The 26,853-nt window shown below is 72.7% G+C and carries 24 protein-coding genes; 15 read left to right on the top strand and 9 right to left on the bottom strand.

Features of this window, described 5'->3' with window-relative positions:
- From ACWDAS_RS21880 to ACWDAS_RS21860, 5 genes are all read right to left on the bottom strand, one after another.
- Nucleotides 1-1,656: an FAD-dependent monooxygenase gene (locus tag ACWDAS_RS21880; protein ID WP_450393315.1), complete on the bottom strand. Its 1,656-nt coding sequence runs from the start codon at nucleotides 1,654-1,656 to the stop codon at nucleotides 1-3.
- 105 nt (nucleotides 1,657-1,761) lie between these two features.
- Nucleotides 1,762-2,610: an amino acid ABC transporter permease gene (locus tag ACWDAS_RS21875; protein WP_450393312.1), complete on the bottom strand. Its 849-nt coding sequence runs from the start codon at nucleotides 2,608-2,610 to the stop codon at nucleotides 1,762-1,764.
- Nucleotides 2,607-3,254, bottom strand: coding sequence for an amino acid ABC transporter permease (locus ACWDAS_RS21870; protein WP_450393309.1), 648 nt, complete (start codon nucleotides 3,252-3,254; stop codon nucleotides 2,607-2,609). Before ACWDAS_RS21870 ends, ACWDAS_RS21875 begins: the two co-directional genes overlap by 4 nt.
- A gap of 111 nt (nucleotides 3,255-3,365) precedes the next feature.
- Nucleotides 3,366-4,283, bottom strand: coding sequence for a glutamate ABC transporter substrate-binding protein (locus ACWDAS_RS21865; RefSeq protein ID WP_450393307.1), 918 nt, complete (start codon nucleotides 4,281-4,283; stop codon nucleotides 3,366-3,368).
- A 39-nt stretch (nucleotides 4,284-4,322) separates the two neighbouring features.
- On the bottom strand, nucleotides 4,323-5,099 hold the full coding sequence (locus ACWDAS_RS21860; RefSeq protein ID WP_450393304.1) for an amino acid ABC transporter ATP-binding protein: 777 nt from the start codon (nucleotides 5,097-5,099) through the stop codon (nucleotides 4,323-4,325).
- Between the two features lie 290 nt (nucleotides 5,100-5,389).
- On the opposite strand from ACWDAS_RS21860, the gene ACWDAS_RS21855 reads away from it, so the two are divergent.
- The gene (locus tag ACWDAS_RS21855; RefSeq protein WP_450393301.1) at nucleotides 5,390-6,103 is read left to right on the top strand and encodes a response regulator transcription factor; all 714 of its coding nucleotides are present in this window, start codon (nucleotides 5,390-5,392) and stop codon (nucleotides 6,101-6,103) included.
- Nucleotides 6,104-6,117: 14 nt separating this feature from the next.
- The gene (locus tag ACWDAS_RS21850; RefSeq protein ID WP_450393299.1) at nucleotides 6,118-7,506 is read left to right on the top strand and encodes a sensor histidine kinase; all 1,389 of its coding nucleotides are present in this window, start codon (nucleotides 6,118-6,120) and stop codon (nucleotides 7,504-7,506) included.
- Here the strand turns inward: ACWDAS_RS21850 and ACWDAS_RS21845 are convergent.
- A complete protein-coding gene (locus ACWDAS_RS21845) occupies nucleotides 7,481-8,248 on the bottom strand; it encodes a GntR family transcriptional regulator (RefSeq protein WP_450393296.1) in 768 nt (255 codons plus the stop codon). The two genes, ACWDAS_RS21850 and ACWDAS_RS21845, sit on opposite strands and share 26 nt — an antisense overlap.
- Nucleotides 8,249-8,525: 277 nt before the next feature.
- Here ACWDAS_RS21845 and ACWDAS_RS21840 point away from each other — a divergent pair, with 277 nt between their 5' ends.
- From ACWDAS_RS21840 to ACWDAS_RS21820, 5 genes are read left to right on the top strand one after another with little or no spacing between them, the layout of a single operon-like run.
- On the top strand, nucleotides 8,526-9,686 hold the full coding sequence (locus tag ACWDAS_RS21840; RefSeq protein WP_450393293.1) for an ABC transporter substrate-binding protein: 1,161 nt from the start codon (nucleotides 8,526-8,528) through the stop codon (nucleotides 9,684-9,686).
- Between the two features lie 8 nt (nucleotides 9,687-9,694).
- Nucleotides 9,695-10,594, top strand: coding sequence for an ABC transporter permease (locus tag ACWDAS_RS21835; RefSeq protein ID WP_450393424.1), 900 nt, complete (start codon nucleotides 9,695-9,697; stop codon nucleotides 10,592-10,594).
- Nucleotides 10,582-11,418: an ABC transporter permease gene (locus ACWDAS_RS21830; RefSeq protein ID WP_450393291.1), complete on the top strand. Its 837-nt coding sequence runs from the start codon at nucleotides 10,582-10,584 to the stop codon at nucleotides 11,416-11,418. The genes ACWDAS_RS21835 and ACWDAS_RS21830 overlap by 13 nt, the downstream gene beginning before the upstream one ends.
- 7 nt (nucleotides 11,419-11,425) lie before the next feature.
- Nucleotides 11,426-12,517, top strand: coding sequence for an ABC transporter ATP-binding protein (locus ACWDAS_RS21825; RefSeq protein ID WP_450393288.1), 1,092 nt, complete (start codon nucleotides 11,426-11,428; stop codon nucleotides 12,515-12,517).
- A 48-nt stretch (nucleotides 12,518-12,565) separates the two neighbouring features.
- Entirely contained in the window at nucleotides 12,566-14,347 is a 1,782-nt protein-coding gene (locus tag ACWDAS_RS21820; RefSeq protein ID WP_450393286.1) for an HAD-IA family hydrolase, read from the top strand.
- A 36-nt stretch (nucleotides 14,348-14,383) separates the two neighbouring features.
- On the opposite strand, the gene ACWDAS_RS21815 is transcribed toward ACWDAS_RS21820, so the two are convergent.
- Entirely contained in the window at nucleotides 14,384-16,222 is a 1,839-nt protein-coding gene (locus ACWDAS_RS21815; RefSeq protein WP_450393283.1) for a bifunctional serine/threonine-protein kinase/glutamate ABC transporter substrate-binding protein, read from the bottom strand.
- A gap of 116 nt (nucleotides 16,223-16,338) precedes the next feature.
- Complete coding sequence (locus ACWDAS_RS21810; RefSeq protein WP_450393280.1) at nucleotides 16,339-17,322, bottom strand: TAXI family TRAP transporter solute-binding subunit; 984 nt, start codon at nucleotides 17,320-17,322, stop codon at nucleotides 16,339-16,341.
- A 147-nt stretch (nucleotides 17,323-17,469) separates the two neighbouring features.
- Between ACWDAS_RS21810 and miaB the strand changes: the two genes are divergently transcribed.
- From miaB to ACWDAS_RS21795, 3 genes are read left to right on the top strand one after another with little or no spacing between them, the layout of a single operon-like run.
- A complete protein-coding gene (gene miaB, locus ACWDAS_RS21805) occupies nucleotides 17,470-18,960 on the top strand; it encodes a tRNA (N6-isopentenyl adenosine(37)-C2)-methylthiotransferase MiaB (protein WP_450393421.1) in 1,491 nt (496 codons plus the stop codon).
- A gap of 28 nt (nucleotides 18,961-18,988) precedes the next feature.
- On the top strand, nucleotides 18,989-19,324 hold the full coding sequence (locus ACWDAS_RS21800) for a hypothetical protein (RefSeq protein ID WP_450393277.1): 336 nt from the start codon (nucleotides 18,989-18,991) through the stop codon (nucleotides 19,322-19,324).
- A 25-nt stretch (nucleotides 19,325-19,349) separates the two neighbouring features.
- On the top strand, nucleotides 19,350-20,045 hold the full coding sequence (locus ACWDAS_RS21795) for a hypothetical protein (RefSeq protein ID WP_450393275.1): 696 nt from the start codon (nucleotides 19,350-19,352) through the stop codon (nucleotides 20,043-20,045).
- A 180-nt stretch (nucleotides 20,046-20,225) separates the two neighbouring features.
- Here ACWDAS_RS21795 and ACWDAS_RS21790 read toward each other — a convergent pair whose 3' ends face one another.
- Nucleotides 20,226-20,465, bottom strand: coding sequence for an antitoxin (locus tag ACWDAS_RS21790; RefSeq protein WP_450393273.1), 240 nt, complete (start codon nucleotides 20,463-20,465; stop codon nucleotides 20,226-20,228).
- Nucleotides 20,466-20,573: 108 nt separating this feature from the next.
- On the opposite strand from ACWDAS_RS21790, the gene miaA reads away from it, so the two are divergent.
- The 5 genes from miaA (at nucleotide 20,574) to ACWDAS_RS21765 (ending at nucleotide 26,834) form a co-directional block, all read left to right on the top strand.
- A complete protein-coding gene (miaA, locus tag ACWDAS_RS21785; RefSeq protein WP_450393271.1) occupies nucleotides 20,574-21,524 on the top strand; it encodes a tRNA (adenosine(37)-N6)-dimethylallyltransferase MiaA in 951 nt (316 codons plus the stop codon).
- Nucleotides 21,525-21,623: 99 nt separating this feature from the next.
- Nucleotides 21,624-22,100, top strand: a complete 477-nt coding sequence (locus ACWDAS_RS21780; protein WP_450393418.1) for a hypothetical protein — start codon at nucleotides 21,624-21,626, stop codon at nucleotides 22,098-22,100.
- Between the two features lie 16 nt (nucleotides 22,101-22,116).
- Nucleotides 22,117-22,995: a diaminopimelate epimerase gene (dapF, locus tag ACWDAS_RS21775; RefSeq protein WP_450393268.1), complete on the top strand. Its 879-nt coding sequence runs from the start codon at nucleotides 22,117-22,119 to the stop codon at nucleotides 22,993-22,995.
- Nucleotides 22,996-23,147: 152 nt separating this feature from the next.
- Complete coding sequence (locus tag ACWDAS_RS21770) at nucleotides 23,148-25,274, top strand: RelA/SpoT family protein (RefSeq protein WP_450393266.1); 2,127 nt, start codon at nucleotides 23,148-23,150, stop codon at nucleotides 25,272-25,274.
- A gap of 72 nt (nucleotides 25,275-25,346) precedes the next feature.
- Nucleotides 25,347-26,834, top strand: a complete 1,488-nt coding sequence (locus ACWDAS_RS21765) for a M1 family metallopeptidase (protein ID WP_450393264.1) — start codon at nucleotides 25,347-25,349, stop codon at nucleotides 26,832-26,834.
- The last annotated feature ends 19 nt before the right edge of the window (nucleotides 26,835-26,853 follow it).

Below are 26,853 nucleotides of genomic sequence, written 5' to 3'. Positions count from 1 at the left end.
TCAGTGCGGCACGCGGTCCTGGACCGGGCTCGGCGGGCCGCCGCGCGCCAGGTCGGCGTAGGCGTACAGCTCGGTCGGGCGGCAGCCGGTCATCACCGTCACCAGGTGGCCGTCCGGCCGGATGAGCAGCACGCTGTGCGCCGTCGACCCCGGATACGTCTCCGTGACCAGCAGCTCCGCCCGGGTCGGCAGGGCCGCGACCGCCTTGGCCAGCCGGGGCATCAGCCCCGCGGTGAGCCAGTGCCGGCTCTCCCACACACCGGTGCCGGGCGCGACGAGGACGACCAGCAGGTCCCGCCCGAGGCGTTCGTACAGGCGCGCACCGGAACCGTCGAGCGCCGTGACCGGGACGTCGACCACCGCACCGCCCGGGGGGGTGGCGCAGGACCCCAGGAGCGGCGAGGGCGCGGCCGCAGAGGAGGCCGAGGCCGCGGCACCCGCGCCGCGAGGCGCGGGAAGCGAGAGCGGTGAGCGTGCGTAGACCGGCGGCGCCCCGAGCGGGCCCCGGCCGAGGTGGCTGTCGGTGAGCAGTTCGGCGTACCGCCGGGCGGAGCCGGACAGCACGGAGCGCCGTACCGTGTGCCAGACCCCGCTGGCCCGCAGCAGCGGCAGCACCTGGTCGGTGGCGCGCAGCCGGGCGCCCACCGCGCCGCGCCGCTCGGCCTGGTAGCTGTCGAGCAGGGTGTCCGAGGCACCGTGGTGCCAGGCCAGGGAGAGCTTCCAGGCGAGATTGTCGGCGTCGCGCAGGCCCTCCTCCAGGCCCTGCGCGCCCAGCGCTCCCATGAGGTGCGCCGCGTCGCCGGCCAGGAAGACGCGTCCCGCGCGCCAGCGCCGGGCCAGCCGCTGGTGCACCGGGTACTCGGCTGAGCCGAGCAGTTCGTACGCGGGGACGCTCCCGCACCATGCCGTGAGGGTGCCGCGGATGCGCGAGACGAGTTCGTCGGAGGTGAGCGGCTCGCCGCGGGCGGGCAGCAGCCAGTCCAGCCGCCACACCCCGTCGGGCAGCGGACGGGCCGTCACCTCGGGCCCCGCGCCCGGTCCCTGCGGCTCACGGTGCAGCAGCGCCACGCCCTCGTCGGGCAGTGCGACGCGCAGGGCGGCGACCGCGTGCCGGTCGACGGCCGTACGGCCGGGGAACCGCACGCCGAGCAGCTTGCGCACGGTGGAGCGCGGGCCGTCGCAGCCGATCAGGTAACTACCGCGCCACCAGGTCGCGTTGGCCCCCTTGGTGCGGACGCTGACGCCGCGGTCGTCCTGCTCCACCGCGTCGACGCGCGTCCCCGGCACGATCCGCGCCAGGGCCTGCCGGGCGAGCGCCTCGCGCAGCCCGCGCTCCAGTCGCTCCTGCCCGATGTGCAGCGGGGAGGGCCCCTGCCCGCCGGAGCCGCGGTCGCCGAACTCCACGCGTACGGTCTCCTGCCGGCGGCGCAGCGTCCGCCAGGCCTCCCAGGTCGCGCCGGACTCGTACAGCCCGTGGTGGCCGAGCCGGGTCAGCAGCCCGGCGGTCTCCGGGCTCAGTACGGCCGTGCGTTCCGCGGAGAGGGAGGGCGCGTGGTCGTGCTCGTCCAGCACGATGCTCGGCACGTCGTGCCGGGCCAGGCAGAGCGCGAGGGCGAGCCCGACCGGACCCGCCCCCGCGATGATCACCGGGTCCACGGCGCGGTCCCGGGAAGTTGTGCAGTCACATTGCGTATGCAACCTACTGCGCGTGCGTGCGTCAAGTGACGACACCCGCCGCGCGGTGGTGCGCCTGGCGCACCGTCACTCCGCGGCGGCCTCCACCGCCTTGATGTCACCGGCCTTGGGCGGGGCGCCCTTGCGGCTGCGACGGCCGCGCCGCTCGATCCAGTTGGCGAGGGCGCTGAGTGCCAGGCACATCGCGATGTAGATCGGAGCGATGATGATGATCATCGGGATGAAGGGGAAGCCCGCGCTGTTCTTCGCGACGAGGTTCCCGGTGTAGAGCAGCTCCTCGTAGGTGATGATGTAGCCGAGCGAGGTGTCCTTCAAGGTGACCACCAGCTGGCTGATGATCGAGGGCAGCATCGCCCGGGTCGCCTGCGGGATCAGCACGAAGACCATGACCTGCGTCTTGCGCAGGCCGATCGCGTACGCGGCTTCGCGCTGTCCCTTCGGCACGGCGTTGATACCGGCCCGGAAGATCTCGGCCTGCACGGAGCCGTTGTAGAGGGTCAGGCCGATCACCAGCGCCCACAGCGGGGCCGAGGTGAAGACGCCCACGTACAGGGCGAAGATCATGATCAGCAGCGGCATCGCGCGGAAGAACTCCACGACGACCGTCGCCACCCACCGCACCGGGGCGTGGTCCGACAGCCGGCCCGCGGCCAGTGCGGCGCCCAGCACCAGGGAGAAGACCGCGGCGAGCGCGAAGGCCTTCAGCGTGGCGAGCAGGCCGTCGACGATGCGCTGCTGGATGTCGGTGTACTGGAAGGGCTCCCACAGATACGAGGCGAACTGCCCCGACTCGTCGAGCCGCCGGTAGACGAAATACAGCAGCGCGAGGATCGCCAGGGAGGCGACCGCGCCGGCGATCCGGTTGCGGCGCCTGGCCCGGGGGCCGGGGGCGTCGAAGAGGACGTTCGTGCTCATCGGGCCACCGCCAGCCGGTTCTCGAGCAGCCGGAAGACCGCGCTGATGAAGAGGGTGATGATCAGGTAGGCGATCGCCACCCAGATGAAGATCACGAAGATGTTGTAGCCCTTCTCACCGAGCGTCTTCTGCACGCTGAACAGCTCGAAGACGCTGAAGCCACCGGCGATCGCGGAGTTCTTGGCGAGGGCGATCAGCAGGCTGCCGATGGGCGGCAGCACGGTCCGGGTGGCCTGCGGCAGGATGATCAGCCGCAGGGTCTGGGTGAAGGTCATCCCGAGACTGCGGGCGGCCTCGGCCTGCCCGAGCGGGACGGTGTTGATGCCCGAGCGCACGGCCTCGCAGATGAACGCCGAGGTGTAGCAGCTGAGGGCGAGCACGGCGAGCCGGAAGAAGCTCCAGGTGTTCAGCCCCAGCCGGGGCAGCACCAGCGCCGCGATGAAGAAGAGCAGGGTCAGCGGGGTGTTGCGCAGCAGCGTCACCCACACCGTGCCGAAGACGCGCAGCGGGGGCACGGGGGACACCCGGAACGCGGCCATGATCACCCCGAGTACCAGGGCGATCGCCCCGCTGAGCGCGGTCAGCTCGACCGTGCCGAGGAACCCCTCGCGGAAGAGTGCGAAGTTGTCCAGCAGTACGTTCATCGATTCTCCGAAAGGGGTACGCCGGCGGCCGCTCCTGGCCGCCGGCGCATCAGGCTCGGGCTGTGCCGGGGGAGGGGAACGGGACCCGGGTCAGGCCGGGTCCCGTCCGCTTCAGGACTGGAGCTGCGGGATCTCGGCGCTCACGCCGGACTTGCCGAGCGTGGCGTCGTACGCCTTCTTCCAGTCGCCGTTGTCCTCGTGGTTCTTCAGGGCGTTGGTGATCGCCTTCTGCAGGACGGTGTCGTCCTTGGCCAGGCCGACGCCGTAGGGCTCGTCGGAGAACGGCTTGCCGATCACCTCGAGGTTGGCCGGGTCCTGGGCGGCGTAGCCCTTGAGGATGGCGTCGTCGGTGGTCACCGCGTCGACCTGGCCGGAAGCGAGGTTCTGCACGCACAGCGAGTAGGAGTCGTACTCGACCGGCACGGCGCCGTAGTTGCCGTCCTTGATGCGCTGGATGGAGGTCGAGCCGGTCGCCGAGCAGACCTTCTTGCCCTTGAGGTCGTCCGTGCTCTTGATGTTGCTGCCCTTCTTGACCAGGAGGTCCTGGCCCGCCACGAAGTAGGGGCCGGCGAAGGAGACGGACTTCTTGCGCTCGTCGTTGATCGTGTACGTGCCGACGTAGTAGTCGACCTGGCCGCCGGCGAGGGCGGTCTCGCGGTTGGCCGACTGGATCGTCTTGAACTCGATCTTGCTCTCGTCGAAGCCGAGGTCGGCGGCGATCATCTTGGCGATCTCGATGTCGAAGCCGGAGTACTTCTTGCTGCCGGGGTCCTGGTAGCCCAGGTTCGGCTGGTCGGCCTTGACGCCGATGACGAGCTTGCCGTTCTTCTTGATCCGGTCCCAGGTCTTCGACCCGGCCAGGTCCACACCGGTCTTGACGGTGTAAGTGGGCAGCGCTGCGGCAGCGCTGCTGGAGCCGCCCTCGGGCGTGTTGGAGGAGGAGGGCGAGCCCTCCTTGCCGCACGCGGTGGCGGTGGCGGTCAGCGCCAGGACGGCCAGAGCGGCGGCTGCAGTGGTACGGATCCTCATCGTGATCATCCTTAGGTCGGCGAACCGTCGGTGTCGCTCTCAGTGGTGAAGGATCTTCGAAAGGAAGTCCTTGGCCCGGTCGCTCCGGGGATTGCTGAAGAACTGGTCCGGCGTCGCCTGCTCGACGATCCGCCCGTCCGCCATGAAGACGACGCGGTTCGCGGCGGAGCGGGCGAAGCCCATCTCATGGGTGACGACGACCATCGTCATCCCGTCGCGTGCGAGCTGCTGCATGACCTCCAGCACCTCGTTGATCATCTCCGGGTCGAGCGCCGAGGTCGGCTCGTCGAAGAGCATCACCTTCGGCTCCATGGCCAGCGCCCGGGCGATCGCCACGCGCTGCTGCTGGCCTCCGGAGAGCTGGGCCGGGTACTTGTCCGCCTGGCTGCCCACGCCCACCCGGTCCAGCAGTGCGCGGGCGCGCTCCTCGGCGGCCTTCTTGCCGGCCTTGCGCACCTTGACCTGGCCGAGCGTCACGTTCTCCAGGACCGTCTTGTGCGCGAAGAGGTTGAAGGATTGGAAGACCATGCCGACGTCGGCGCGCAGCCGGGCCAGATCCCTGCCCTCCGCGGGCAGCGGCTTCCCGTCGATCGTGATCAGGCCCGAGTCGATCGTCTCCAGGCGGTTGACCGCCCGGCACAGCGTCGACTTGCCCGACCCCGAGGGGCCGATGACGACCACGACCTCCCCGCGGCCGATGCTGAGGTTGATGTCCTGGAGCACGTGCAGCGCGCCGAAGTGCTTGTTCACGTCCTTCAGTACGACCAGGTCGTCGGCCGCCGTGGCGGCGTCCTCGGTCACCGGGACTTCGGTCATCGGCGTGTGCTCCATCCTCGTCGGTTGACCAGACCTTGGTGATCACCCTATTGACGCTTGGCAAACCGAGTCATCACATCTGAGGGGAACTTGAGCATCACGATCCGGTCACTGGCTGGCACAATTCCGGCACTGTGGGTGAGCGCGTCCGGGTGTGCAGCGTACCGGCTCCGTAACAGTCGCCCCACTGGGCCGGGCGCCGCTTGACGCACACCTGGCCCATCGGCGTGTATTCGGTGGTAGAGCATGATTGCGAGAGTGTGAAGGGCCGCGCGGCGGGAGGTGAACGGATGAGACTGCTGCTCGTGGAGGACGACCACCGGGTCGCCGCCGCACTGTCGGCCGTGCTGGCCAAGCACGGGCTGCAGGTCACCCAAGCCCGCAGCGGCGAGGAGGCGCTGCACGCGCTCCTCCCCGACCACGGGCCGGGCTTCGACGTGGTCCTCCTCGACCTCGGCCTGCCCGACCAGGACGGCTTCGAGGTGTGCAGCCGCATCCGGCTGCGCACCGCCATCCCCGTGATCATGGTGACCGCCCGCGCCGATGTGCGCTCCCGCATCCACGGCCTCAACCTCGGCGCCGACGACTACGTGGTGAAGCCGTACGACACCGGTGAGCTCCTCGCCCGCATCCACGCCGTCTGCCGCCGCAAGGCCCAGGAGGCCCCCGCCGGCCCCGAGGGGGAGGGCGCGGAGGCCGCCGCGGGCGGTGTCATCGGGCTCGGCCCGGTCCGCGTGGAGCTGGCCACCCGCAAGGTCACCGTGGGGGACGAGCCGGTCGCGCTGACCCGCAAGGAGTTCGACCTGCTCGCGATGCTCGCGCAGCGGCCCGGTGTGGTCTTCCGCCGCGAGCAGATCATCAGCGAGGTGTGGCGGACGAGTTGGGAGGGGACCGGGCGCACTCTTGAGGTGCATGTGGCGTCCCTGCGTTCCAAGCTGCGCCTGCCGTCCCTGATCGAGACCGTACGCGGGGTCGGCTACCGCCTCGTCGTGCCCACCGGCTAGGGGGCCGTTCCTCCGTGCGTACCCGGCTGCTGCCGCTGCTCATCGTCCTGATGGCCGGTGTGCTGCTGGCCCTCGGCTTCCCGCTCGCCGCCAGCCTGGCCGCCACCCAGCAGCAGCGCGTCGTCGTCGACCGCATCGACGACACCGCGCGCTTCGCCGCGCTCGCCCAGTACGTGAGCACCGACGGCGGAGGCGAACGGGAGAGCACGCTCAAGACGGAGCTGCTGCAGTACCGCGCGGTGTACGGGATCCGGGCCGGAGTCTTCGACCGCGACGGGAAGCCCGTCGCCTCCGCCCCGGCCGGCTGGACGCTGCCCACCGGGGGCGAGGCCTTCACCGCGTACAGCGAGGCCCTCGCCGGGCGGCGCAGCCACGACCCCAAGCAGATCTGGCCCTGGCAGCACCGCTCCCTGCCGGTCGCCTCCCCGGTCGTCCGGGACGGCGACGTCGTCGCCGTCGTGCTCACCGACTCGCCGACCGGCGCCGTGCGCTCGCGCATCCTGCGCGGCTGGCTGCTGCTCGCGGCCGGGGAACTGGCCGCCATGATCGTGGCGGTCATGGCCGCCTTCCGGCTCACCGGCTGGGTGCTGCGGCCGGTCCGGGTACTGGACCGGGTCACCCACGACATCGCCACCGGCCGGATGAAGTCCCGCGTGGCGGTCTCCGGCGGCCCGCCCGAACTGCGGCGCCTGGCGCGCTCCTTCAACGAGATGGCCGACAACGTCGAGGAGGTCCTCGACCAGCAGCGGGCCTTCGTCGCCGATGCCTCCCACCAGTTGCGCAACCCGCTGTCGGCGCTGCTGCTGCGGATCGAACTGCTGGGTCTGGAACTCCCCGAGGGCCACGAGGAGATCGCCTCCGTCCGCGAGGAGGGCAAGCGCCTCGCCTCGGTCCTGGACGACCTGCTGGGCCTGGCCACCGCCGAGCACGCGGAGGCCGATCTCGCCCTCACCGACATCGCCGCCATCGCCGCCGAACGGGTCGAGGCCTGGCGGCCGGTCGCCGAGCGCGACGGCGTCGAGCTCTCCTACGGGGGCGCCGCCGCCGTCACGGGCTGGGCGGACCCGGTGGCGCTGTCCAGCGCCCTCGACGCCGTGATCGACAACGCCGTGAAGTTCACCCCGAGCGGTGAGCGGGTGCGGGTCAGCACCGCGCTGCGGGGCTGCCCCGGTGCGATCGCCGTCACGGTCGCCGACGGCGGCCCCGGTCTCACCGAGGACGAGCTCGCCCGCATCGGCGACCGCTTCTGGCGCAGCCCGCGCCATCAGAACGTCGACGGCTCGGGCCTGGGCCTGTCCATCGCGCGGGTGCTGCTGACCCAGGGAGGCGGCAGCATCGCGTACGCCCCGAACGAGCCGCACGGGCTGCGGGTCACCCTCACCGTGCCGCGTACGGCTCCCTGAGCCCGGGGCCGGCCTGGCGGGCCAGCGGGTTGGAGCCGATCGAGTTGTGGATGCTGAAGTTGACGGCGTCCGAGCGGTAGCGGTCGTCCGACCACTCGACCGGGCGGCCCTTCTGCGTGGTGGTCACCCGGCGTACGCGCAGCAGCGGGCTGCCCCGCCGCACGCCGAGCAGTTCGCTGTCCCGGGTGCCGGCCGCGACCGCGTCGATCAGGTGCTCGCCGTAGGCGAAGACCAGCCCCGTGTCGTCGTACAGCCGCTGGGTGACCGACTCGCAGTCCGGCTCGATGCGCAGCACGGCGGGGGCGATCCAGTCGGCGTAGACCGTGCGCTCCACCAGGACCTGCTCACCGTCCAGGCCGCGCACCCGCAGCACGTACAGCACGTCCGTGCCCGGGCGCAGGTGCAGGCGCGTGGCGTCCTCGACGGTGGCCGGCCGGGTCTCGGTACGGACCACCGTGCCGGAGGCGGCGCGGCCCATGGCACGCGCCCACTGGGCGAAGCTGCGCAGCTCGGCGAAGCTCTGGCTGCGCCGGCTGGCCAGGACGACGCGGCGGGCGCCCTGCCGCGAGCCGATCAGGCCCTCGGCGGTCAGCGCCGCCACGGCCTGACGCACCGTGCCGCGGGAAACGCCGTACCGGGCGGCCAGTTCGGTCTCCGGGGGCAGCAGGGCACCGACCGGATACTCCTCGTCGTCTATGGCCCGCCGGAGCTCCTCGGCGATCTCCTCGTGCCGCGCCGCCACCACGTCCCCTTCAGTTCATTCGTCGTCTGCGCACAACACCGCTCAGCGTAGACGAGCCCGGCGCGGGCTGTGCGCAGGGACGGCCGGCTGTCGCGACCACCGGCCAAGTCCGTGGCTGAAAAGGAATGACTGCCCTCTGCGGGCTTGACAGGGTTTTCCTGCCGTTTACGGAAAGGTCATTGACGCCGGGCCTACTGAAGGCCAACTTGTTCAAACAAGTTGCACCGGTTCCCGACCCCTGGCCTTCAGGACCCGACTTCCCATCCCAGGAGACATCGTGCCCGCGTCCCTCCCGAAGGCGGCCGCCCTCGCCGCCGGCCTCGCCGTGACCGCGCTGGCGCTCAGCGCCTGCGGCTCGGCCCCCACCACGCAGACCGCCGCCGACGGCAAGAACGGCAAGAGCGCGGCCACCGCGACCTCCGCCGAGGACTTCGGCGGCATGGACGCCCTGATCGCCGCCGCCAAGAAGGAGGGCACGCTCAACGCGATCGCCCTGCCCCGCGACTGGGCCAACTACGGCGCGCTGATCGACGGCTTCACCAAGAAGTACGGCGTCAAGATCCAGGTCGAGAACCCCGACGGATCCAGCCAGGACGAGATCAACGCCGTCACCTCCCGCAAGGGCCAGGACCGCGCCCCCGACGTCCTCGACCTCGGCAGCTCCTTCGCCCTCAGCGCCGCCCAGCAGGGCCTGCTCGCCCCCTACAAGGTCGCCTCCTACGACGACATCCCGGCCGCCCAGAAGGACGCCCAGGCCCGCTGGTACAACGACTACGGCGGCTACGTCTCCATCGGCTGCGACGCCAAGCGCGTCAAGAACTGCCCGACCACCTTCGCCGACCTCCTCAAGCCCGAGTACAAGGGCCAGGTCGCCCTCAACGGCAACCCGACCAAGTCCGGCTCGGCCTTCGGCGGCGTCTACGCGGCGGCGCTGGCCAACGGCGGCTCCTTCGACGACATCCAGCCCGGCCTGGACTTCTTCGGCAAGCTGAAGAAGAACGGCAACTACAACCCCGTCGAGTCCACCCCGGCGACCGTCGAGAAGGGCGAGACGCCCATCAGCATCGACTGGGACTACCTCAACGCCGGTTACGCCACGGAGTTCGCGAGCAAGGGCGTGGACTGGAAGGTCTCCGTCCCGACCGACGGCCAGTACGCCCAGTTCTACTCGCAGGCGATCAACAAGGACGCCCCGCACCCGGCGGCCGCCCGCCTGTGGCAGGAGTACCTGTACAGCGCCGAGGGCCAGAACCTGTGGCTCGCCGGCTTCGCGCGCCCCGTCCTGATGCCCGCCCTGGACAAGGCCGGCACCCTCGACAAGGCCGCCGCCGCCAAGCTCCCCGCGGTCAGCGGCACCCCGTCCTTCCCGACCGAGGACCAGCAGGCCAAGGCCAAGGACGCGCTGGCCCAGGGCTGGGGCAAGGCCGTCTCCGGATGACCGACCCCATGACCGCCACCGCGGCGCCCGCCGTCGCCGCCGCTGCCGGGGCCACCGCCCCGGCACGGCGGCGGTCGGCGGGCTGGCTCGCGGTGGCCCCGCTGCTCGTCTTCGTGGCGATCAGCTTCGGGGCCCCCGCGATCGCCATGCTCAACGGCGCCTTCACCGTCAAGGACCCCGCGAGCGGGGCCACCTCGTACACCACGGCCAATCTGACCGCCTCACTGCAGGGCGCCTATCTGACCGCCCTGTGGGGCAGCGTCAAGCTCTCCGGCGTCTCCGCCGCCATCGGCGCGGTGCTCGGGCTGCTGCTGGCGCAGGCCGTGGTGACCTCGCGCTTCCGGGCGCTGCGCGAGGCCGTGCTCACCGCCTCCGGCGTGCTCGCCAACTTCGGCGGGGTGCCGCTGGCCTTCGCCTTCGTGGCGACCCTGGGCAACTCCGGCGTCCTCACCCGTCACCTGGGCCTCGCCGACCACGGCTGGAGCCTGTACAGCTTCTGGGGCCTGGTCATCGTCTACCTCTACTTCCTCATCCCGCTCATGGTGCTCACCGTGACGCCCGCGCTGGAGGGGCTGCGCGTCCAGTGGCGCGAGGCCGCCCAGAACAACGGCGCCACCAACGCCCAGTACTGGCGGCACGTCGCCCTGCCCGTGCTGGCCCCCTCCCTCCTCGGCGGCCTGGTCCTGCTCTTCGGCAGCGCCTTCGCCGCCTACGCCACCGCCGCGGCGATGGTCGGCAGCTCGGTTCCCCTGGTCACCCTGCAGATCGCCGACGCCATCTCCGGCAACGTCCTGGTCGGGCAGGAGAACGTGGCGCTCGCCCTGAGCCTGGACATGGTCGTCGTCGCCGGCCTGGTCATGGCGGTCTACCTGCCCCTGCAACGACGGAGCGCGCGATGGCTGGTCTGACTCAGGCACGGTTCCGGCCCGGGCGCGGGTTCGTCCTCGCGGGCGCGGGGATCTACTTCCTGCTGCCACTGGCGGCGTCGGTGGTCTTCACCGTCGACGTTCCCGGCCGGGGCGTCACCTTCGACGCGTACGGGCAGATCCTCGGTGCCGAGGGCTTCACCTCCAGCCTGCTGCTCTCCCTCGAACTCGCCGCCGCCACGATCGCCGTCGTCCTGCTGCTGATGGTCCCGGCCATGGTGGCCCTGCGGTTGTCGGCGCCCAAGCTGCGCCCGCTGGTCGAGGTGATCTGCTCGCTGCCGCTGGTCGTGCCACCGATCGCGCTGGTCGCCGGGGTGAGCAACGTGCTGCGCTGGGGCCCGGAGCACCTGGCCAGCACGCCGTTCTTCCAGACCTTCGTGGCCATCCAGAACCCGTCCTTCCCGGTCGTCCTGGTGCTCACGTACGTGGTCATGGCGCTGCCCTTCGTGTACCGGGCGCTGGACGCGGGGCTGCGGGCGGTGGACGTCCGCACCCTGGTCGAGGCCGCCCGTTCCTGCGGCGCGGACTGGCCGCGCGCCCTGATCCGGGTGGTGCTGCCCAATCTGCGCGGGGCGCTTCTCAACGCCTCCTTCCTCACCCTCGCCCTGGTGCTCGGCGAGTTCACCGTCGCGCAGTTGCTGGGCTTCCAGCCCTTCGCGGTGTGGATCGTCACGGTCAGCGGCTCGCAGGCCCAGCTGTCCGTGGCCGTCTCGGTGCTGAGCCTGCTGGTCACCTGGGTGCTGCTGCTCGTCCTGGCCGCCGTCGGCGGACGCCGCTCCACCTCACGTACCGCCTCCCGGAAGTGACCGACACATGACCGACACCGTCCCCGCCCCGGCCGCCGCCGTGCCGACCGTGCCCGGCGGCGCCACCGTCGAGTTCCGGGCGCTGCGCCGCGCCTTCGGCGCCACCACCGCCCTCGACGGGCTGGACCTGACCGTCCGGCCCGGTGAACTCCTCGCCCTGCTCGGGCCGTCAGGCTGCGGCAAGACCACCGCGCTGCGCATGCTCGCCGGCTTCGAGCACCCCGACTCCGGCCAGGTCCTGGTCGACGGCAAGGACGTCACCAAGATCCCCGCGCACCGCCGCGACGCGGGCATGGTCTTCCAGTCGTACAGCCTCTTCCCGCACCTGAGCGCCGCCGACAACGTGGCCTTCGGGCTGCGCATGCGCAAGGTCGGCGCCGCCGAGCGGCGTTCCCGCGCCGCCGAACTGCTGGAGCTCGTCGGCCTGCCCGACCACGGAAGCCGGTTCCCCCACGAGCTCTCCGGCGGCCAGCAGCAGCGCGTGGCCCTGGCCCGCGCGCTGGCGCTGAGGCCGCGAGTGCTGCTCCTGGACGAGCCGCTGAGCGCCCTGGACGCCAAGGTGCGCACCAACCTCCGCGAGGAGATCCGCCGCCTTCAGCTGGAACTCGGCATCACGACCCTCTTCGTGACGCACGACCAGGAGGAGGCGCTGTCGATGGCCGACCGGGTCGCGGTGATGAACGCCGGACGGCTCGAACAGTGCGCCGCCCCCGCCGAGCTGTACGACCGCCCGGCCACCGCCTTCGTCGCCGAGTTCGTCGGCACCAACAGCCGCCTGCCGGGCCGCCTGGCCGACGACGGGTACGTCGAGGTCCTCGGCCGACGGCTGCCCGCCGAGGGCGAGGTGCCCGCCGGCCCCGAGGTCGACGTCCTCGTCCGCCCCGAAGCGGTGCGCGTCGCCGCCGATCCCACCGGCGAAGCGCGCGTCGTGGCGACCGCCTTCCTGGGCGCCGTGACCCGCGTGACCGTGACGCTGCCCGACGGCACCGCCGTCAAGGCCGACCTGGCCAGCACCGAGGCGGCCGCCCTGCCGCCGGGCGCCACCGTCACGGTGTCCCTGCCCGACCGGCCCGTCCTGGTCACCGCGCGCGCCGCCTGACCCCGACCGCACCCCATCCCCCCACACCCCGTGACGAAAGAGAGCCCCGTGACCCACCCACCGCACCACCCGCTCCAGGCCGTCCTGTTCGACATGGACGGCACCCTCGTCGACACCGAGGAGCTGTGGTGGGAGGCGGTCGCCGAGGTGGCGGCCGGGCTGGGGCACGTGCTCGGCGACGCGGACGTGACCGAGGTCCTCGGCCGTGCCGTCGAGCACACCGCCGCCCATCTGGTGAGCACGACCGGGACGGCGACCGGCGCCGACGAGCTGGCCGCCGTCCTGCACCGGGAGTTCGCCGAACGGGTCCGCGCCCGGACGGTGCCCCGTCCCGGCGCGCTGGAACTGCTGGACGAACTCGCCCGGCACGAGGTCCCCATCGCCCTGGTCTCGGCGTCCCCCCGCGAGGTGGTGGACATCGTCCTCGCGGTGCTCGGGCCCGAGCGCTTCGCGGTCTCCCTCACCGCCGACGACACCCCCCGCACCAAGCCCGCCCCCGACCCCTACCTCGCCGCCGCCCGCGCCCTCGGCGCCGACCCCGGCGCGTGCGTGGCGGTCGAGGACACCCCGACCGGCGTCGCCTCCGCCGAGGCCGCGGGCTGCCGCGTGCTCGCCGTGCCGTCCCTGGCGCCCATCGCGCCCGCCGCGGGGCGCGCCGTGCTCGGCAGCCTGGAACGGGCCGGCATCTCCGTGCTGCGGGCCCTGGTCGCACGGCCGCCGTCCTTCCTGGTGCCCGCCTTCACCAGCCGGCGCGCCCGGGTCGGCGAGCCGTTCCGGGCAACCGTCGCCGGGCTGCTGCGCGGCGCCCCCGTGACGTACGCGAAGACCGCGGGCCCCGGCTGGGCGCGGGTGTCCGCCGACGGCACGGTCACCGGCACCCCCGACGCCCCGGGCGACGCCGAGGTCACCGTCACCGCCACCGACGCGGACGGGCGCGCGGACGCGATCACCGTGCGCGTCCCGGTCGTCGCCGCCGGCGAGCCGATGGTGCGGCACTTGCGCGTCATGAGCTGGAACCTGTGGCTCGGCGGCACCCGCGTCGACGACCACCGCGACAAGCAGCTGCGGGTGCTGCTGGACGCCGACGTGGACGTCGTCGGCCTGCAGGAGACCAGGGCGCACTCCGCCAAGGAACTCGCCGAGGCACTGGGCTGGGACCACCACCAGGCGGGCGACAACCTCGGCGTCATCAGCCGCTACCCGATCGTCTCCCGCCACGGCCTGCCCGCGAGCCCGTTCTACGGCGGCCTCGGCGCCACCGTCCGGCTCGACGAGGGACGCGACGTCACGCTGTGGAGCGCGCACCTGAACCACACGCCGTACGGGCCCTACGACGCCCTCCACGACCGGCAGCCGGTCGAGGTGCTCGTCGAGCGCGAGGCGGCCTCGGGCCGCCTCGGCCAGGTCCGCGGGATCCTGCACGACATGGCCGCCGACCTCGCCGCCCGCGACACCACCCCGGTCCTCCTCGTCGGCGACTTCAACGTCCCCTCCCACCTGGACTGGACGGCCGAGACGGCGCCCCTGCACGGCGGGTACGGAGCCGTGCCCTGGCCGGTCACCCTCGCGACCGAGGCCGCCGGGCTGCGCGACTCCTACCGCGAGGCCCACCCGGACCCCGTGCGCGACCCCGGCACCACCTGGTCGCCCGTGAACCCCGAGCCGGAGCCGCAGGACCGGATCGACTACGTCCTGTACGCCGGACGGGGCCTGCGGGTGCTGGACGCCACGACCCTGGTGACCGGGGAGCCCCGCCCCGAGCCGCACGTGGCCGGCAACGCCTGGCCCTCCGACCACGCCGCCGTGGTCACCACGTTCGCCCTGGCCTGAACGGCGGGCCCGCGTGACCGCCCGGGTCGCGCGGGCCTACCGGCACTCGCTCATCTCGTCCGGTCTCGGCCGCTGGTCCGCCAGCTTCTGGGAGGCCAGCGGCTTGAGGTGCTTGACGTACGACGCGCGCCACGCCCCCGTGGAGATCTCGTCCTTGATGGCGTCGCATATGGCGTGCTTCAGCGCGGGCTCGTTCTTCTGCAGCCCCACGCCGTACTCCTCGGTGCCGAAGGGGACCCCCAGCAGGCGCAGTTGCTCGGTGTGCTGGGCGCGGTAGCCGGCCAGGATGATGTCGTCGGTGGAGACGGCGTCGACCTTGCCCGCGAGCAGTTCGTTGACGCAGAGCCCGTACGAGGCCTGCTGCTCGGTCCTTATCTGCGGGTACTCCTTGCGGAGCCGTTCCGCGGGTGTCGAGTCGGTGACGGTGCAGACCTCACGACCGAACAGGTCCTGCACGCTGTGGACGGGGGCGTCCATACGGACGAGGAAGTCCTGGCCGGCCTGGTAGTAGGGGCCCGCGAAGTCGACGTCCTTCTTGCGCGCCTCCGTTATCGAGTAGCTGGCCACTATGTAGTCGACGTAGCCGGCACGCAGGAAGTACTCGCGGGACTGGGTGTCCACAACCGTGAACTGCACCTTCTTGAACCCCAGATGCTCGGCGATGGCCCGCGCCAGATCGATGTCGAAGCCCTCGTAGCCGTCCCGGGCACTGCTGGAGGCCTCGCTGAGGCCCGGCTGGTCCTTCTTGACGCCGACGATGAGGTAACCGCGTTCGCGTGCCGTCCGGATGGTCGGCGAGGTGGAAAGGTCCGGCCCGTCGTTGCGCAGCCGGTCGACGGCGAACCAGCCGCCCGCCGCCAGGACCGCCAGACCCACCCCGCCCGCGACGAGCGCGTACCAGCGGCGGCGCCACGTCCGCGTCCCGGGCCCGGGCGCCGGCCGCGGATCGACGTCGGGCTCGGTGATGCGCGGCACGGGCAGGGCACCCGCGTCGGTCCGGGTGGCGTCCGGGTCGTAGTCCGGCTGGACGCCCACCGGGAACTGCGGGGTCTCCTGCGCCACGTGCTGCAGCAGTTGCTCGGCGCGCTCCGCGGTGAGCCGCTCCCCGGGGTCCTTGACCAGCAGCCCCTCGATCAGCGGCCGCAGCGGCCCCGCGTGCCCCATCGGCGGCGGCTCGGCCGTGCGGACCGCCTCCAGCACCTCGTACGGCGTCGGGCCGCGGAAGGGGGCCCGGCCCTCGACCATCTCGTACAGCGTGACGCCCAGCGACCACAGGTCCGCGGCGGGCGTGGGCGCGAGCCGGTTGGCCAGCTCCGGCGCCAGGTACTGCGGGGTGCCGACCGTCTCGTGCAGCCGGGTCACCTGGGCCGCGCCCTCGAAGGTCGCGATCCCGAAGTCCATGAGCACCGCCCGCCCGTCCCGGCGGAACAGGATGTTGTGCGGCTTCACGTCGCGGTGCAGCACGCCGGCGGCGTGCACGGCGCGCAACCCGCGCAGCACCTCCAGGCCGATCCGCGCCGCCTGCAGCGCGGGGATCCGGCCCCGCTCGCGCAAGTGGTCCGCCAGGGAATGCGGGTTGACCTGCTCCATGACGATCCAGACCTGGCCGTCGGCCTCGATCACGTCGTGCACGGCGACCACGTGCTCGTGCCCGATACGGGCGATGGCCTGGGCCTCCCGGCGCGCCCGCTCCACCCACTGGGCCTGCGTGTCCGGGTCCAGCGCGCCGCGGAACAGCAGCTCCTTGACGGCGACCTGGCGGCCGAGCCGGTTGTCGTACGCCTCCCACACCACGCCCATGCCGCCGCGTCCCAGCTGCCGTCGCAGTTCGTAGCGGCCGTCGACGAGGGTGTGCGGCGTCCCCCCAGAACTCATGCGTGTGCCCCCATCGGTACGTGGTCGGCAACAGGTTAGGGGGCGTTGACGGGGATGAACATCGTCCCCGGGGAGGGAGATGATCACATGTCGGGGCGGACCGGCGCGTACCGGCCCTAGGGCTTCACCGATTGGTAGTAGCGCTCGGCGCCCGCGTGCAGCCGCAGCGGATCGGTGAAGACCGCCGTCCGCAGGTCCACCAGCTGGGCGGCGTGCACCTCCTGCCCGATCCGGTCACGGCTGTCGATCACGGTGCGGGTGAAGCGGTCCACCAGCCCGATGTCCGTCCGGTCCGTGGTGATCAGCAGGTTGGCCACGGCGATCGTCTGCACCGCGCGGCCGCCCTGGATCATCGGGTACGCGTCCGCGGGCATGACCGCCTGCCGGTAGTAGGTCGACTCGTCGCCCTCGGCGTGCAGCCGGGCCACCAGGTCGCCGAGCTGGACCAGCTTCACGTCGGTGGTCTCCGCCAGGTCCGACACCGCCTTGGTGGGCAGCCCGCCCGACCAGAAGAACGCGTCCAGCTTCCCCTGGCGCAGCAGCTCCGGCGCCCGGTCGATGCCCACCGTCCTGCTCCGCACGTCCCCCGGTTCCCCGAGGCCGGCGGCCTCCAGCAGCCGCCGCGCTATCAGGTTCACCCCGGAGCTCGGCTGGCCGACCCCCACCCGCAGCCCGCCCAGGTCCTTCGCCGACCTGACCGGCGAGTCGGCGGGCACCACGAGCTGCATGTAGTCGTCGTACAGCCGGGCGCAGGCACGCAGCCGCGACGCGCCCCGGCCGTGGTAGTCGGCGACGGCGTCGGCCGCGGCGATCGCGAAGTCCGCCTTGCCGGTCGCCACCCGCCGGACGTTGTCCACGGACCCCTGGGAGGGCCTCAGGTGCACGCGCACCCCCGGCAGGTCGGTGCGCAGGTACGGCTGCAGCCGCTTCCCGTAGGTCTCGTAGACACCGTTGCGCGCGCCGGTGGCGAAGTCGACCGGGCCCTTCGGGTACGACGGCCCGTCCGAGGGCAGCACCCACCACAGCAGCATCGCGACCGCCGCCGCCACGGCCAGCACGGCCTGCACGGCCCGGCGTCTGCCGATGCGGGGGATGTCCATCCCCGCGATAGTGCCAGGCCCGGTGCCGCACTGGCCAGCGCCCTTCCGCAGGGGGCCCGGCGCCCGCCGCCCGCGCGATGGGGAGCGCGGGCACGAGCGCGCGCGGCACGCCCTTACCCTGGATGGGTGCAGCGTGAAGAGCAGGGTGTGAAGAGCTACGAGATCCGCACCTACGGGTGCCAGATGAACGTCCACGACTCCGAGCGGCTGGCAGGCCTCCTGGAGGCGGCCGGCTACGTCCGCGCGCCCAAGGGCGAGGACGGCACGGTGTCCGCAGATGTTGTCGTCTTCAACACCTGCGCGGTCCGCGAGAACGCCGACAACCGCCTCTACGGCAACCTCGGCCGCCTGGCGCCGCAGAAGGCCGCCCGGCCTGGCATGCAGATCGCCGTCGGCGGCTGCCTGGCGCAGAAGGACCGCGACACGATCGTCAAGAAGGCCCCCTGGGTCGACGTCGTCTTCGGCACCCACAACATCGGCAGCCTCCCGGTGCTGCTGGAGCGCGCCCGGATCGCCGAAGAGGCGCAGGTCGAGATCGCCGAGTCGCTGGAGACCTTCCCCTCCACGCTGCCGACCCGGCGCGAGTCCGCCTATGCGGCCTGGGTGTCGATCTCGGTCGGCTGCAACAACACCTGCACCTTCTGCATCGTCCCCGCGCTGCGCGGCAAGGAGAAGGACCGTCGCCCCGGCGACATCCTCGCCGAGGTCGAGGCGCTGGTCGCCGAGGGCGTCATCGAGGTCACCCTGCTCGGCCAGAACGTCAACGCCTACGGCTCGGACATCGGCGACCGCGAGGCCTTCAGCAAGCTGCTGCGCGCCTGCGGGCGGATCGACGGCCTGGAGCGCGTGCGCTTCACCTCGCCGCACCCGCGCGACTTCACCGACGACGTGATCGCGGCCATGGCAGAGACCCCGAACGTGATGCACCAGCTGCACATGCCCCTGCAGTCCGGCTCCGACGGGGTGCTGCGCGCCATGCGCCGCTCGTACCGGCAGGACCGCTACCTGGGCATCATCGAGAAGGTGCGCGCCGCCATGCCGGACGCCGCCATCTCCACCGACATCATCGTGGGCTTCCCCGGCGAGACCGAGGAGGACTTCGAGCAGACGCTGCACGTGGTGCGCGAGGCGCGGTTCGCGCAGGCCTTCACCTTCCAGTACTCCAAGCGCCCGGGCACCCCCGCCGCCGAGATGGAGGGCCAGGTGCCGAAGGCGGTCGTGCAGGAGCGCTACGAGCGACTGGTCGCCCTCCAGGAGGAGATCTCCTGGGCCGAGAACAAGAAGCAGGTGGGCCGCACCCTGGAGGTGCTGGTCGCCGAGGGCGAGGGCCGCAAGGACGACGCCACGCACCGCCTGTCCGGCCGCGCCCCCGACAACCGCCTGGTGCACTTCGCGCCGCCCGCCGAGCCCGTGCGCCCGGGCGACGTGGTCATGGCGGAGATCAGCTACGCCGCGCCGCACCACCTGCTCGCCGAGCACCCGGCCTTCGGCGTCCGCCGCACGCCCGCGGGCGACGCATGGGAGCGGCGCACCTCGGCCGCCGCCGCCAAGCCGGCGGGTGTCATGCTGGGGCTGCCGACGATCGGCGTACCGGCGCCGGCCGCGGCGGCGGCCGCACCGGGGTGCGGCTGCGACTGACCCGACCGCATCCGAGAACAAGGGGGGGATGAGCATGGCCCGTTGGGGTCTGTTCGTCGAGGAGACCGCGGGCAGCGGTGACGGCAAGCGCTGGGAGTTCGATCTCCTCGGTCACGCCGACGGCACCCGCGAGGACGCGCTGCGCGCACTGGAGGAGACGGCGCTGGCCTACCGGCCCAGCAAGCCCTTCAGCGTGCGGCGCAGCTGGCTGTACCGCAACGGGGACGGCTTCCTTCAGGTGAACGAGGGCGTGACCACGACCTACATCTGCCGATTCACGGTCGCGGAGCTGGTCCGGGACAGCAAGGACCCGAAGGTCGCCGCGATGGCCGAACCCTGGGACCGCGTGCCCGAGGGGTACTGAGGCGGCGGACGGTAGGGTTCCGATCATGCTGGTCGCCGCTGCCGTCTGCCCTGGTCCGCCGCTGCTCGTGCCCGACATCGCCTCGGGCGCGGCGCCGGAACTGGACCCGCTGCGCGCCGCCTGCGCGGACGCGCTGGCTGTGCTCGCCGCCGCCCGCCCCGATCTGCTGGTCGTGGTGGGCGCGGGGGAGTCCGCGCACGTCTGGGAGGGCGGCGGCACGGGCTCGCTGCGCCCGTACGGCGTGAACCTGACCGTGCGGCTGGGCGACGGCAGCGACCCCGAGCCCCTGGCGCCCTCGCTCACCGTCGCTGCCTGGCTCCTGGAGGAGGCGCGGTCCGCGGCGTCCCTGCACGCCTGTGCCGTGCCCGTGCACGCGCCCGCGGCGCGGATGCTGGAGCTCGGCCGGGGCCTGGCGGAGCTGGCCGACCGGGTGGCGCTGCTGGTCATGGGCGACGGCAGCACATGCCGTACGGTCAAGGCGCCGGGCTACCTCGACGAGCGCGCGGAGCCCTTCGACGCCTCCGTCGCGCGGGCCCTGGGCGCCGCGGACACCGCGGCGCTGGCGGCGCTGGACACAGCCCTCGCGGCAGAGCTGGGGGCGGCGGGACGCGCCCCCTGGCAGGTGCTGGCCGGCGCGGCGGCCGACGCCGGGCTCGGCGGGCAGCTGCTGTACGACGAGGCGCCCTACGGCGTCGGCTACTTCGTGGCGGCCTGGTCCTAGCAGGGCCTGCCCGGCGCTTGTCGGTCCCGTCACGCATCCGCGCGCGATCAGGCCCGTGGCGAACCGGCGGTACGACATCTGCGTCGGGCGCGGGCGCGACCGCCCGCCCGGGTGTGCGGCCCCCGCCGGAAGTCGGGCGCGGGCTGCTGCCCGCCCCGGGCGCCGGCGATCAATTCGGCCTCAAGGCGTTTCCTTGGTGCCGCTCTCCTTCAGGTGCTCCATGGCGCCCTTGGTCTTGTCCACACCCTTGTGGATCTTCCCGCTGTACTTGTGCTTGGTCTTCTCGTCGACCGTGCGCGCGACCTTGTCCAGCCGGGACCCGATCGCCTCGCCGTGGTGCTCCATGAAGTCCCCGGCCTTGGCGCCGGCCCTGGCCTTGGCGTGTTCGGCCTTGGCCTTCAGCGTGTCCTTGAGGCTCATGCGTCACCGTCTCCCATGGATACCTTTGCCGGAAATGACCCTTTTCCCGTAAAGATCTTACTCGTCCACCGGTAAATCCGCGCCGCCAGGATTTGCGAAACTGTGCACGTGAAGAACGACGCCCCCCACGTGATCGCCGTCGTCGGCCCCACCGCGGCCGGCAAGTCCGACCTCGGTGTCGCCCTTGCCCACGCCTTCGACGGCGAGGTGGTCAACGCCGATTCCATGCAGCTCTACCGCGGCATGGACATCGGCACCGCCAAGCTCACGGCCGAGGAGCGGGAGGGCGTGCCGCACCACCTGCTCGACATATGGGACGTCACGCAGGCCGCCAGCGTCGCCGAGTACCAGCGGCTGGCCCGCGCCGAGATCGACCGGCTGCTGGCCGCCGGACGCACCCCCGTCCTCGTCGGCGGCTCGGGGCTCTACGTGCGCGCCGCCATCGACGCCCTGGAGTTCCCCGGCACCGACCCGGACGTCCGCGCCAGGCTGGAGGCCGAACTGGACACCCTCGGCTCCGGACCGCTGCACGCCCGCCTGGCCGCCGTGGACCCGGAGGCGGCCCGCGCGATCCTGCCCAGCAACGGCCGGCGGATCGTCCGCGCGCTGGAGGTCGTGGAGATCACCGGCCGCCCCTTCACGGCGAACCTGCCCGACGCGCGGTCCGGCGAATCCGTGTACGACACCGTCCAGATCGGCGTCGACGTCCCCCGCCCCGAGCTGGACGAACGGATCACGCTGCGGGTCGACCGCATGTGGGAGGCGGGACTGGTCGGCGAGGTGGCCGTGCTCGAATCCGTCGGCCTGCGCGAGGGGCGCACGGCCTCACGGGCGCTCGGCTACCAGCAGGTGCTGTCCGCACTGGCCGGGGAGTGCAGCGACGCGGAGGCGCGCGCCGAGACCGTACGCGCCACCAAACGCTTCGCGCGCCGGCAGGACTCGTGGTTCCGCCGCGACCGCCGGGTGCACTGGCTGGCGGGGCGCGGACAGGAACTGGTCACCCAGGCGCTCGCCCTGCTGGGCCCCGCCCGGTCGGGCGGTCACAGCCTGATCACGTGATGGCATCGGGACGCTCCAGCGGCACTTGACGCCACTTCGACCGTGCCATCATCGAGCATCAGAGCTACGGTGTCGGACTTCTTGGGAGGGCGCGTGGCGATGGAAGCCGGCCCTCGCAACGGACCGCAGCCGGAACACACCGAGCGCACCCCCGGCGAAGACCTCGAGTCGCGCGACCAGCTCGTGGTCGACGGGCCACTGGAGGACCCGCTGGACCCGCAGACGCTCGCAGAGGAGGAGCAGTCCTTCCGCGAACTGCGGCCGGAGCGCCGACTGCGCGCGTGGCAGATCGCCCCGATCGTCGCCCTCGGCGTCCTGGGCTCGCTCATGTTCGCCTTCCCGCTGGCCTTCGAGGCCGGCGACGGCGGCGCGGTCGTCGCCATGCTCGGCTTCCTGCTGGGCTGCTGCTCCGCCGGCTGGGGTATCATCGCCGCCCGCCGGGTCGGCTACACATGGCCGGGACTGCCCGCCCGCGGCTCCGGCCGCCGCCCCGACTGGCGCTTCGTCGCGCTGTACGCGGCGATCACCGTGGTGCTGGCGCTGCTCGCCTTCTGGCGGGTCGCCCGCCTGCGCTGACCCGTAGACTCGGCGCATGACCACCGCAGCACCGCAGGGCCTGCCCTTCCTCAAGGGGCACGGCACGGAGAACGACTTCGTGATCATCCCCGACCACGACGGGGCCCTCGACCTGACCGCGGAGACGGTGGCGCGCCTGTGCGACCGCCGCGCCGGGATCGGCGGCGACGGGATGCTGCGGGTCGTGCGGTCGGCCAAGCACCCGGAGGCCGCCGCCATGGCCGCCGAGGCCGAGTGGTTCATGGACTACCGCAACAGCGACGGCAGCGTCGCGGAGATGTGCGGCAACGGCGTACGGGTCTTCGCCCACTACCTGGAGCGCGCCGGGCTGACCGGGGCCGGTGACCTGGCCGTGGCGACCCGCGCGGGCGTGCGCAGGGTGCACATCGCCAAGGACGGCGACGTCACCGTCGACATGGGCCGCGCGGCGCTTCCCGCGGGAGAGGTCGAGGTGGCCGTCGGCGACCACCGCTGGCCGGCCCGCAACGTGAACATGGGCAACCCGCACGCGGTCGCCTTCGTCGGCGACCTCGCGGACGCCGGCGAGCTGCAGGACCCGCCCGTCTGGACGCCCGCCGCGGCCTACCCTGACGGTGTGAACGTGGAGTTCGTCGTCGACCGAGGCGACCGGCACGTCGCCATGCGGGTCCACGAGCGCGGCTCCGGCGAGACCCGGTCCTGCGGCACCGGGGCCTGCGCCGTCATGGTCGCCGCCGCTCGGCGCGACGGCCGCGACCCGGCCGTGACCGGCGCCCCCGAGACGTACCGGGTGGACCTGCCCGGCGGCACCCTCGTGATCACCGAACACCCCGACGGCACCGTCGAGATGACCGGCCCCGCCGTCATCGTCGCCTCCGGGGTCCTCGACCCGGCCTGGCTCGACGCGCGCGGCTGAGGATACCCGCCGCGCAGGCCCGGTATTCGCTCGAACGGGTGATGCCGATCACGCTCGGCGAGAGCGTGGCAGCGGCTCGTGATGGGCTCGGTAGCATCAAGCACCGGCACGGAGGCCATCCCGCCGGTGGGTGACGCTGCCGGAGGTGCCGCATGAGACCGGACAACGCAGTGGAGACCGCCCCGGGCGCCGCAGGACGCAGGCGCATTCCACGGGCCGCGGACCTGCGCCGGCTGGGACGCGCGGCCCTGCTGGGCCCCGGCGGCCGCGCCGGCCGGCTGCCGGACGCCATCGAGCACATCGCCAAGGTGCACCGCACCCGACATCCCGGCGCGGACCTCGCCATCCTGCGCCAGGCATACGTGCTCGCCGAGTCCTCGCACCGCGGCCAGATGCGCAAGAGCGGCGAGCCGTACATCACGCACCCGCTCGCGGTGACCCTCATCCTGGCCGAACTCGGAGCCGAGACCACGACGTTGACCGCCTCGCTGCTCCACGACACCGTCGAGGACACCGATGTGACCCTCGATCAGGTACGGGAGGAGTTCGGCGAGGAGGTGCGCTTCCTCGTCGACGGCGTCACCAAGCTGGAGAAGGTGGACTACGGCGCCGCCGCCGAGCCCGAGACCTTCCGCAAAATGCTGGTCGCCACCGGCAACGACGTCCGCGTCATGTCGATCAAGCTCGCCGACCGGCTGCACAACATGCGCACCCTCGGCGTCATGCGCCCCGAGAAACAGGCCCGCATCGCCAAGGTCACCCGGGACGTGCTGATCCCGCTCGCCGAACGCCTTGGCGTCCAGGCGCTGAAGACCGAACTGGAGGACCTGGTCTTCGCCATCCTCCACCCCGAGGACTACCTCCGCACCACCGAGCTGATCCTGGAGCACGCGGCCGTGCCGGACCCGCTGGCCGCCGTCACCGAGGACGTCCGCAAGGTGCTCCGCGAGGCCGGCATCAGCTCCGAGGTCGAGGTACGGCCCCGGCACGTGGTCTCCGTGCACCGGGTCCGGCTCAAGCGCGGTGGCGCGCAGCCCGGCGGCAGCGACTTCGGACGGGTGCTCATCCAGGTCGCCGAGGACGCCGACTGCTACGCCGTCCTCGGCGAGCTGCACACCTGCTTCACCCCCGTCATCGCGGAGTTCAAGGACTTCATCGCGGCGCCCAAGTTCAACCTCTACCAGTCGCTGCACACCGCCATCCGCGACGGCGACGGCCGCGTCGCCGAAATCCTCATCCGCACCCGGCAGATGCACCACGTCGCCGAGGCGGGGGTCATCGCGCTCGGCAACCCGTACGCCACCGGCGACGCCCCGGACTCCGAGGAGGGCGAGCGCGCCGACCCCACCCGGCCCGGCTGGCTCGCCCGGCTGCTCGACTGGCAGCGCGACGCCCCCGACCCGGACTTCTTCTGGAGCACGCTGCGCGACGAGCTCGCCCAGGACCGCGAGATCACAGTCTTCTCCGCCGACGGCGGCACCGTGGGCCTGCCCGGCGGCGCCACCTGCACCGACGCCGCGTACGCACTGCACGGCGAGGGCGCCCACGCCTGCGTCGGCGTCCGGGTCAACGGGCGGCTCGCCCCGCTCGGCACGGTCCTCAAGGACGGCGACACCGTGCAACTGCTGATGACCGAAGCCGGCGACGGCGACGGGTACGGGCCCTCGCCCGAGTGGCTGGAGCACGCCCGCACCCCGGCCGCGCGCATCGCCATCGCCCGCTGGCTGGAGGCCCATCCGGTCCCCGCCGCCGAGGACGAGCCGGCCGTCCCGGCGGTCCGCGCCGCCGCGACGACCGCCCGCAGGGCCGCCGAGCCGCTCGCCGACACCGACCCGCCCGGCGCGGCCGTCCGCATGGCCCGCTGCTGCACCCCCGTGCCACCGGACGGGATCACCGGCTTCCCCATCCGCGGCGGCACCGTCGCCGTGCACCGCAGCGAATGCCCCGTAGCCGCCCGCATGGCCGGCTCGGGCCGCGCCCGGGTCGCCGTCCGGTGGCGTTCCGACGCCCCCGTGACCGGGCACCGGGCGACCCTGTACGCCGAGGCGCTGGGCCGGCCCCGGCTGCTCGCCGACCTCACCGATGTGATCGCCACCGAAGGCGTCGCCATCGTCTACGCCGCCGTGGAGCCGCCGCAGGAGCACCGCGTACGCCACACGTACACCGTCGAACTGCCCGACCCGGGAGCGCTGCCCGCCCTCATGCGCGCGATGCGCGCCGTCCCCGGCGTGTACGACGTATACCGCGCCCAGGAGGCCGTGGCCGCCGCGCAGCCGTAGAGGAGTACCCGATCGGGTGGGGTGCTGACGCGCCGCCGTGGGGCGGGCACGGTGCGCTGATAGCGGTATCCCATGATCGGATCCCTTGCGCGCCGCGCCGCCGTGACCGCTGCCGCCGTGGTGGCGCTCACCGCGGCCGGACTGCCCGGCGACACGACGCCCGCGGGGCTCGGTGACAGGCTCTTTCCCGACCTCGGCAACCCGGGGTACGACGTCTACGACTACGACATCTCGTTCACGTACCGCGGCAACGACCGGCCCCTCGACGCCGTGACCCGGATCGACGCCCTCGCCACGGAGACCCTGAGCCGCTTCCACCTCGACTTCGCCCGCGGCGACGTGCGCTCCGTCGAGGTCAACGGGCGCAGGGCGGCGTTCACCACCTGGCGCGAGGAACTGGTCGTCACCCCCGCCGTCCCCGTTCCCCGCGGCGAGCGCCTCCGGGTGACCGTCGTCCACACCAGCGACCCCGCGCCCAAGGGCGACACCGGCTGGATCCGCACCAAGGACGGCCTGGCCATGGCCAACCAGGCGGACGTCGCGCACACGGTCTTCCCCTGCAACGACCACCCCTCGGACAAGGCGCGCTTCGCCTTCCACGTGACCGCGCCCGGCGACCTCACGGTCGTCGCCAACGGCCTGCCCGAGACCGCCGTCCGCCGGGGCCCCGTGACGACGTGGAACTACCGCACCGTCCATGTGATGGCCACCGAGCTCGCCCAGGTCTCCATCGGCCGCTCCGCGATCCTCACACGCACCGGCCCCGGGGGCCTCCCGCTGCGCGACGTCGTCCCGGCCGCCGACCCCGACCGGGCCAAGCTGGAGCAGCGCCTGGCGATGACCTCCGGCCAGATCGCATGGATGGAGGAGCAGGTCGGCCCGTTCCCCTTCGAGACGTACGGCATCCTCAGCGCCGACACCGTCACCGGCTTCGAGCTGGAGACCCAGACCCTGTCGCTCTTCGAACGCCGGGTGCTGCTGGCCAAGGAGTCCGACGCGGGCCCTGTCATGGTGCACGAGCTCGCCCACCAGTGGTTCGGCGACAGCGTCTCGCCCGCGACCTGGTCCGACCTGTGGCTCAACGAGGGCCACGCCACCTGGTACCAGTGGCGCTACGCCGTCGAGCAGTACCACGAGCTCACCCTCGAGGGGCTCGCCAAGGCCGCCTACGGCGCCGACACACGGATGCGCCGCGACGGCGGCCCGGCCGCCGCCCCCAAGGTGCCCGGCACCGACGGCAAGCTCGGCATCTTCCGCGGCAACGTCTACTTCGGCGGTGCGCTCGTCCTGTACGCGCTGCGCCAGGAGATGGGCGCCGACGCCTTCCAGCGGCTGGAGCGCGCCTGGGTCGCCCGCCACCGCGACGGCGTCGCCTCCACCCGGGACTTCATCGCCCTCGCCTCCGAGACCGCCGGCCGCGACCTCGGCGGCTTCCTGCGCGCCTGGCTCTACGGGCCGACCACGCCCCCGATGCCCGGCCACCCCGACTGGAAGCGGTCCGTGCCCGCCAAACCGGTGCAAGGCCACGCGCACCAGCGGAAGGCGGGGAAAGTCGCGTGACCGGGCGGCGACGGGCGTG

It is taken from the genome of Streptomyces sp. NPDC001070 (assembly GCF_053598835.1).
The sequence above is the reverse complement of the archived record's forward strand: the minus strand, read 5'-3'. Positions and strand labels throughout refer to the sequence as shown.

What these genes read in the sequence shown, in the direction of transcription:
- ACWDAS_RS21765 (WP_450393264.1), top strand. Translation starts at nt 25,347, where the DNA reads ATGATCGGATCCCTTGCGCGCCGCGCCGCCGTGACCGCTGCCGCCGTG.
- ACWDAS_RS21830 (WP_450393291.1), top strand. Translation starts at nt 10,582, where the DNA reads ATGGCTGGTCTGACTCAGGCACGGTTCCGGCCCGGGCGCGGGTTCGTC.
- ACWDAS_RS21825 (WP_450393288.1), top strand. Translation starts at nt 11,426, where the DNA reads ATGACCGACACCGTCCCCGCCCCGGCCGCCGCCGTGCCGACCGTGCCC.
- dapF (WP_450393268.1), top strand. Translation starts at nt 22,117, where the DNA reads ATGACCACCGCAGCACCGCAGGGCCTGCCCTTCCTCAAGGGGCACGGC.
- ACWDAS_RS21815 (WP_450393283.1), bottom strand. Translation starts at nt 16,222, where the DNA reads ATGAGTTCTGGGGGGACGCCGCACACCCTCGTCGACGGCCGCTACGAA.
- ACWDAS_RS21855 (WP_450393301.1), top strand. Translation starts at nt 5,390, where the DNA reads ATGAGACTGCTGCTCGTGGAGGACGACCACCGGGTCGCCGCCGCACTG.
- ACWDAS_RS21800 (WP_450393277.1), top strand. Translation starts at nt 18,989, where the DNA reads ATGAGCATGGCCCGTTGGGGTCTGTTCGTCGAGGAGACCGCGGGCAGC.
- ACWDAS_RS21780 (WP_450393418.1), top strand. Translation starts at nt 21,624, where the DNA reads ATGGAAGCCGGCCCTCGCAACGGACCGCAGCCGGAACACACCGAGCGC.
- ACWDAS_RS21875 (WP_450393312.1), bottom strand. Translation starts at nt 2,610, where the DNA reads ATGAGCACGAACGTCCTCTTCGACGCCCCCGGCCCCCGGGCCAGGCGC.
- ACWDAS_RS21870 (WP_450393309.1), bottom strand. Translation starts at nt 3,254, where the DNA reads ATGAACGTACTGCTGGACAACTTCGCACTCTTCCGCGAGGGGTTCCTC.
- ACWDAS_RS21810 (WP_450393280.1), bottom strand. Translation starts at nt 17,322, where the DNA reads ATGGACATCCCCCGCATCGGCAGACGCCGGGCCGTGCAGGCCGTGCTG.
- ACWDAS_RS21795 (WP_450393275.1), top strand. Translation starts at nt 19,350, where the DNA reads ATGCTGGTCGCCGCTGCCGTCTGCCCTGGTCCGCCGCTGCTCGTGCCC.
- ACWDAS_RS21770 (WP_450393266.1), top strand. Translation starts at nt 23,148, where the DNA reads ATGAGACCGGACAACGCAGTGGAGACCGCCCCGGGCGCCGCAGGACGC.
- ACWDAS_RS21790 (WP_450393273.1), bottom strand. Translation starts at nt 20,465, where the DNA reads ATGAGCCTCAAGGACACGCTGAAGGCCAAGGCCGAACACGCCAAGGCC.
- ACWDAS_RS21835 (WP_450393424.1), top strand. Translation starts at nt 9,695, where the DNA reads ATGACCGCCACCGCGGCGCCCGCCGTCGCCGCCGCTGCCGGGGCCACC.
- ACWDAS_RS21865 (WP_450393307.1), bottom strand. Translation starts at nt 4,283, where the DNA reads ATGAGGATCCGTACCACTGCAGCCGCCGCTCTGGCCGTCCTGGCGCTG.
- ACWDAS_RS21860 (WP_450393304.1), bottom strand. Translation starts at nt 5,099, where the DNA reads ATGACCGAAGTCCCGGTGACCGAGGACGCCGCCACGGCGGCCGACGAC.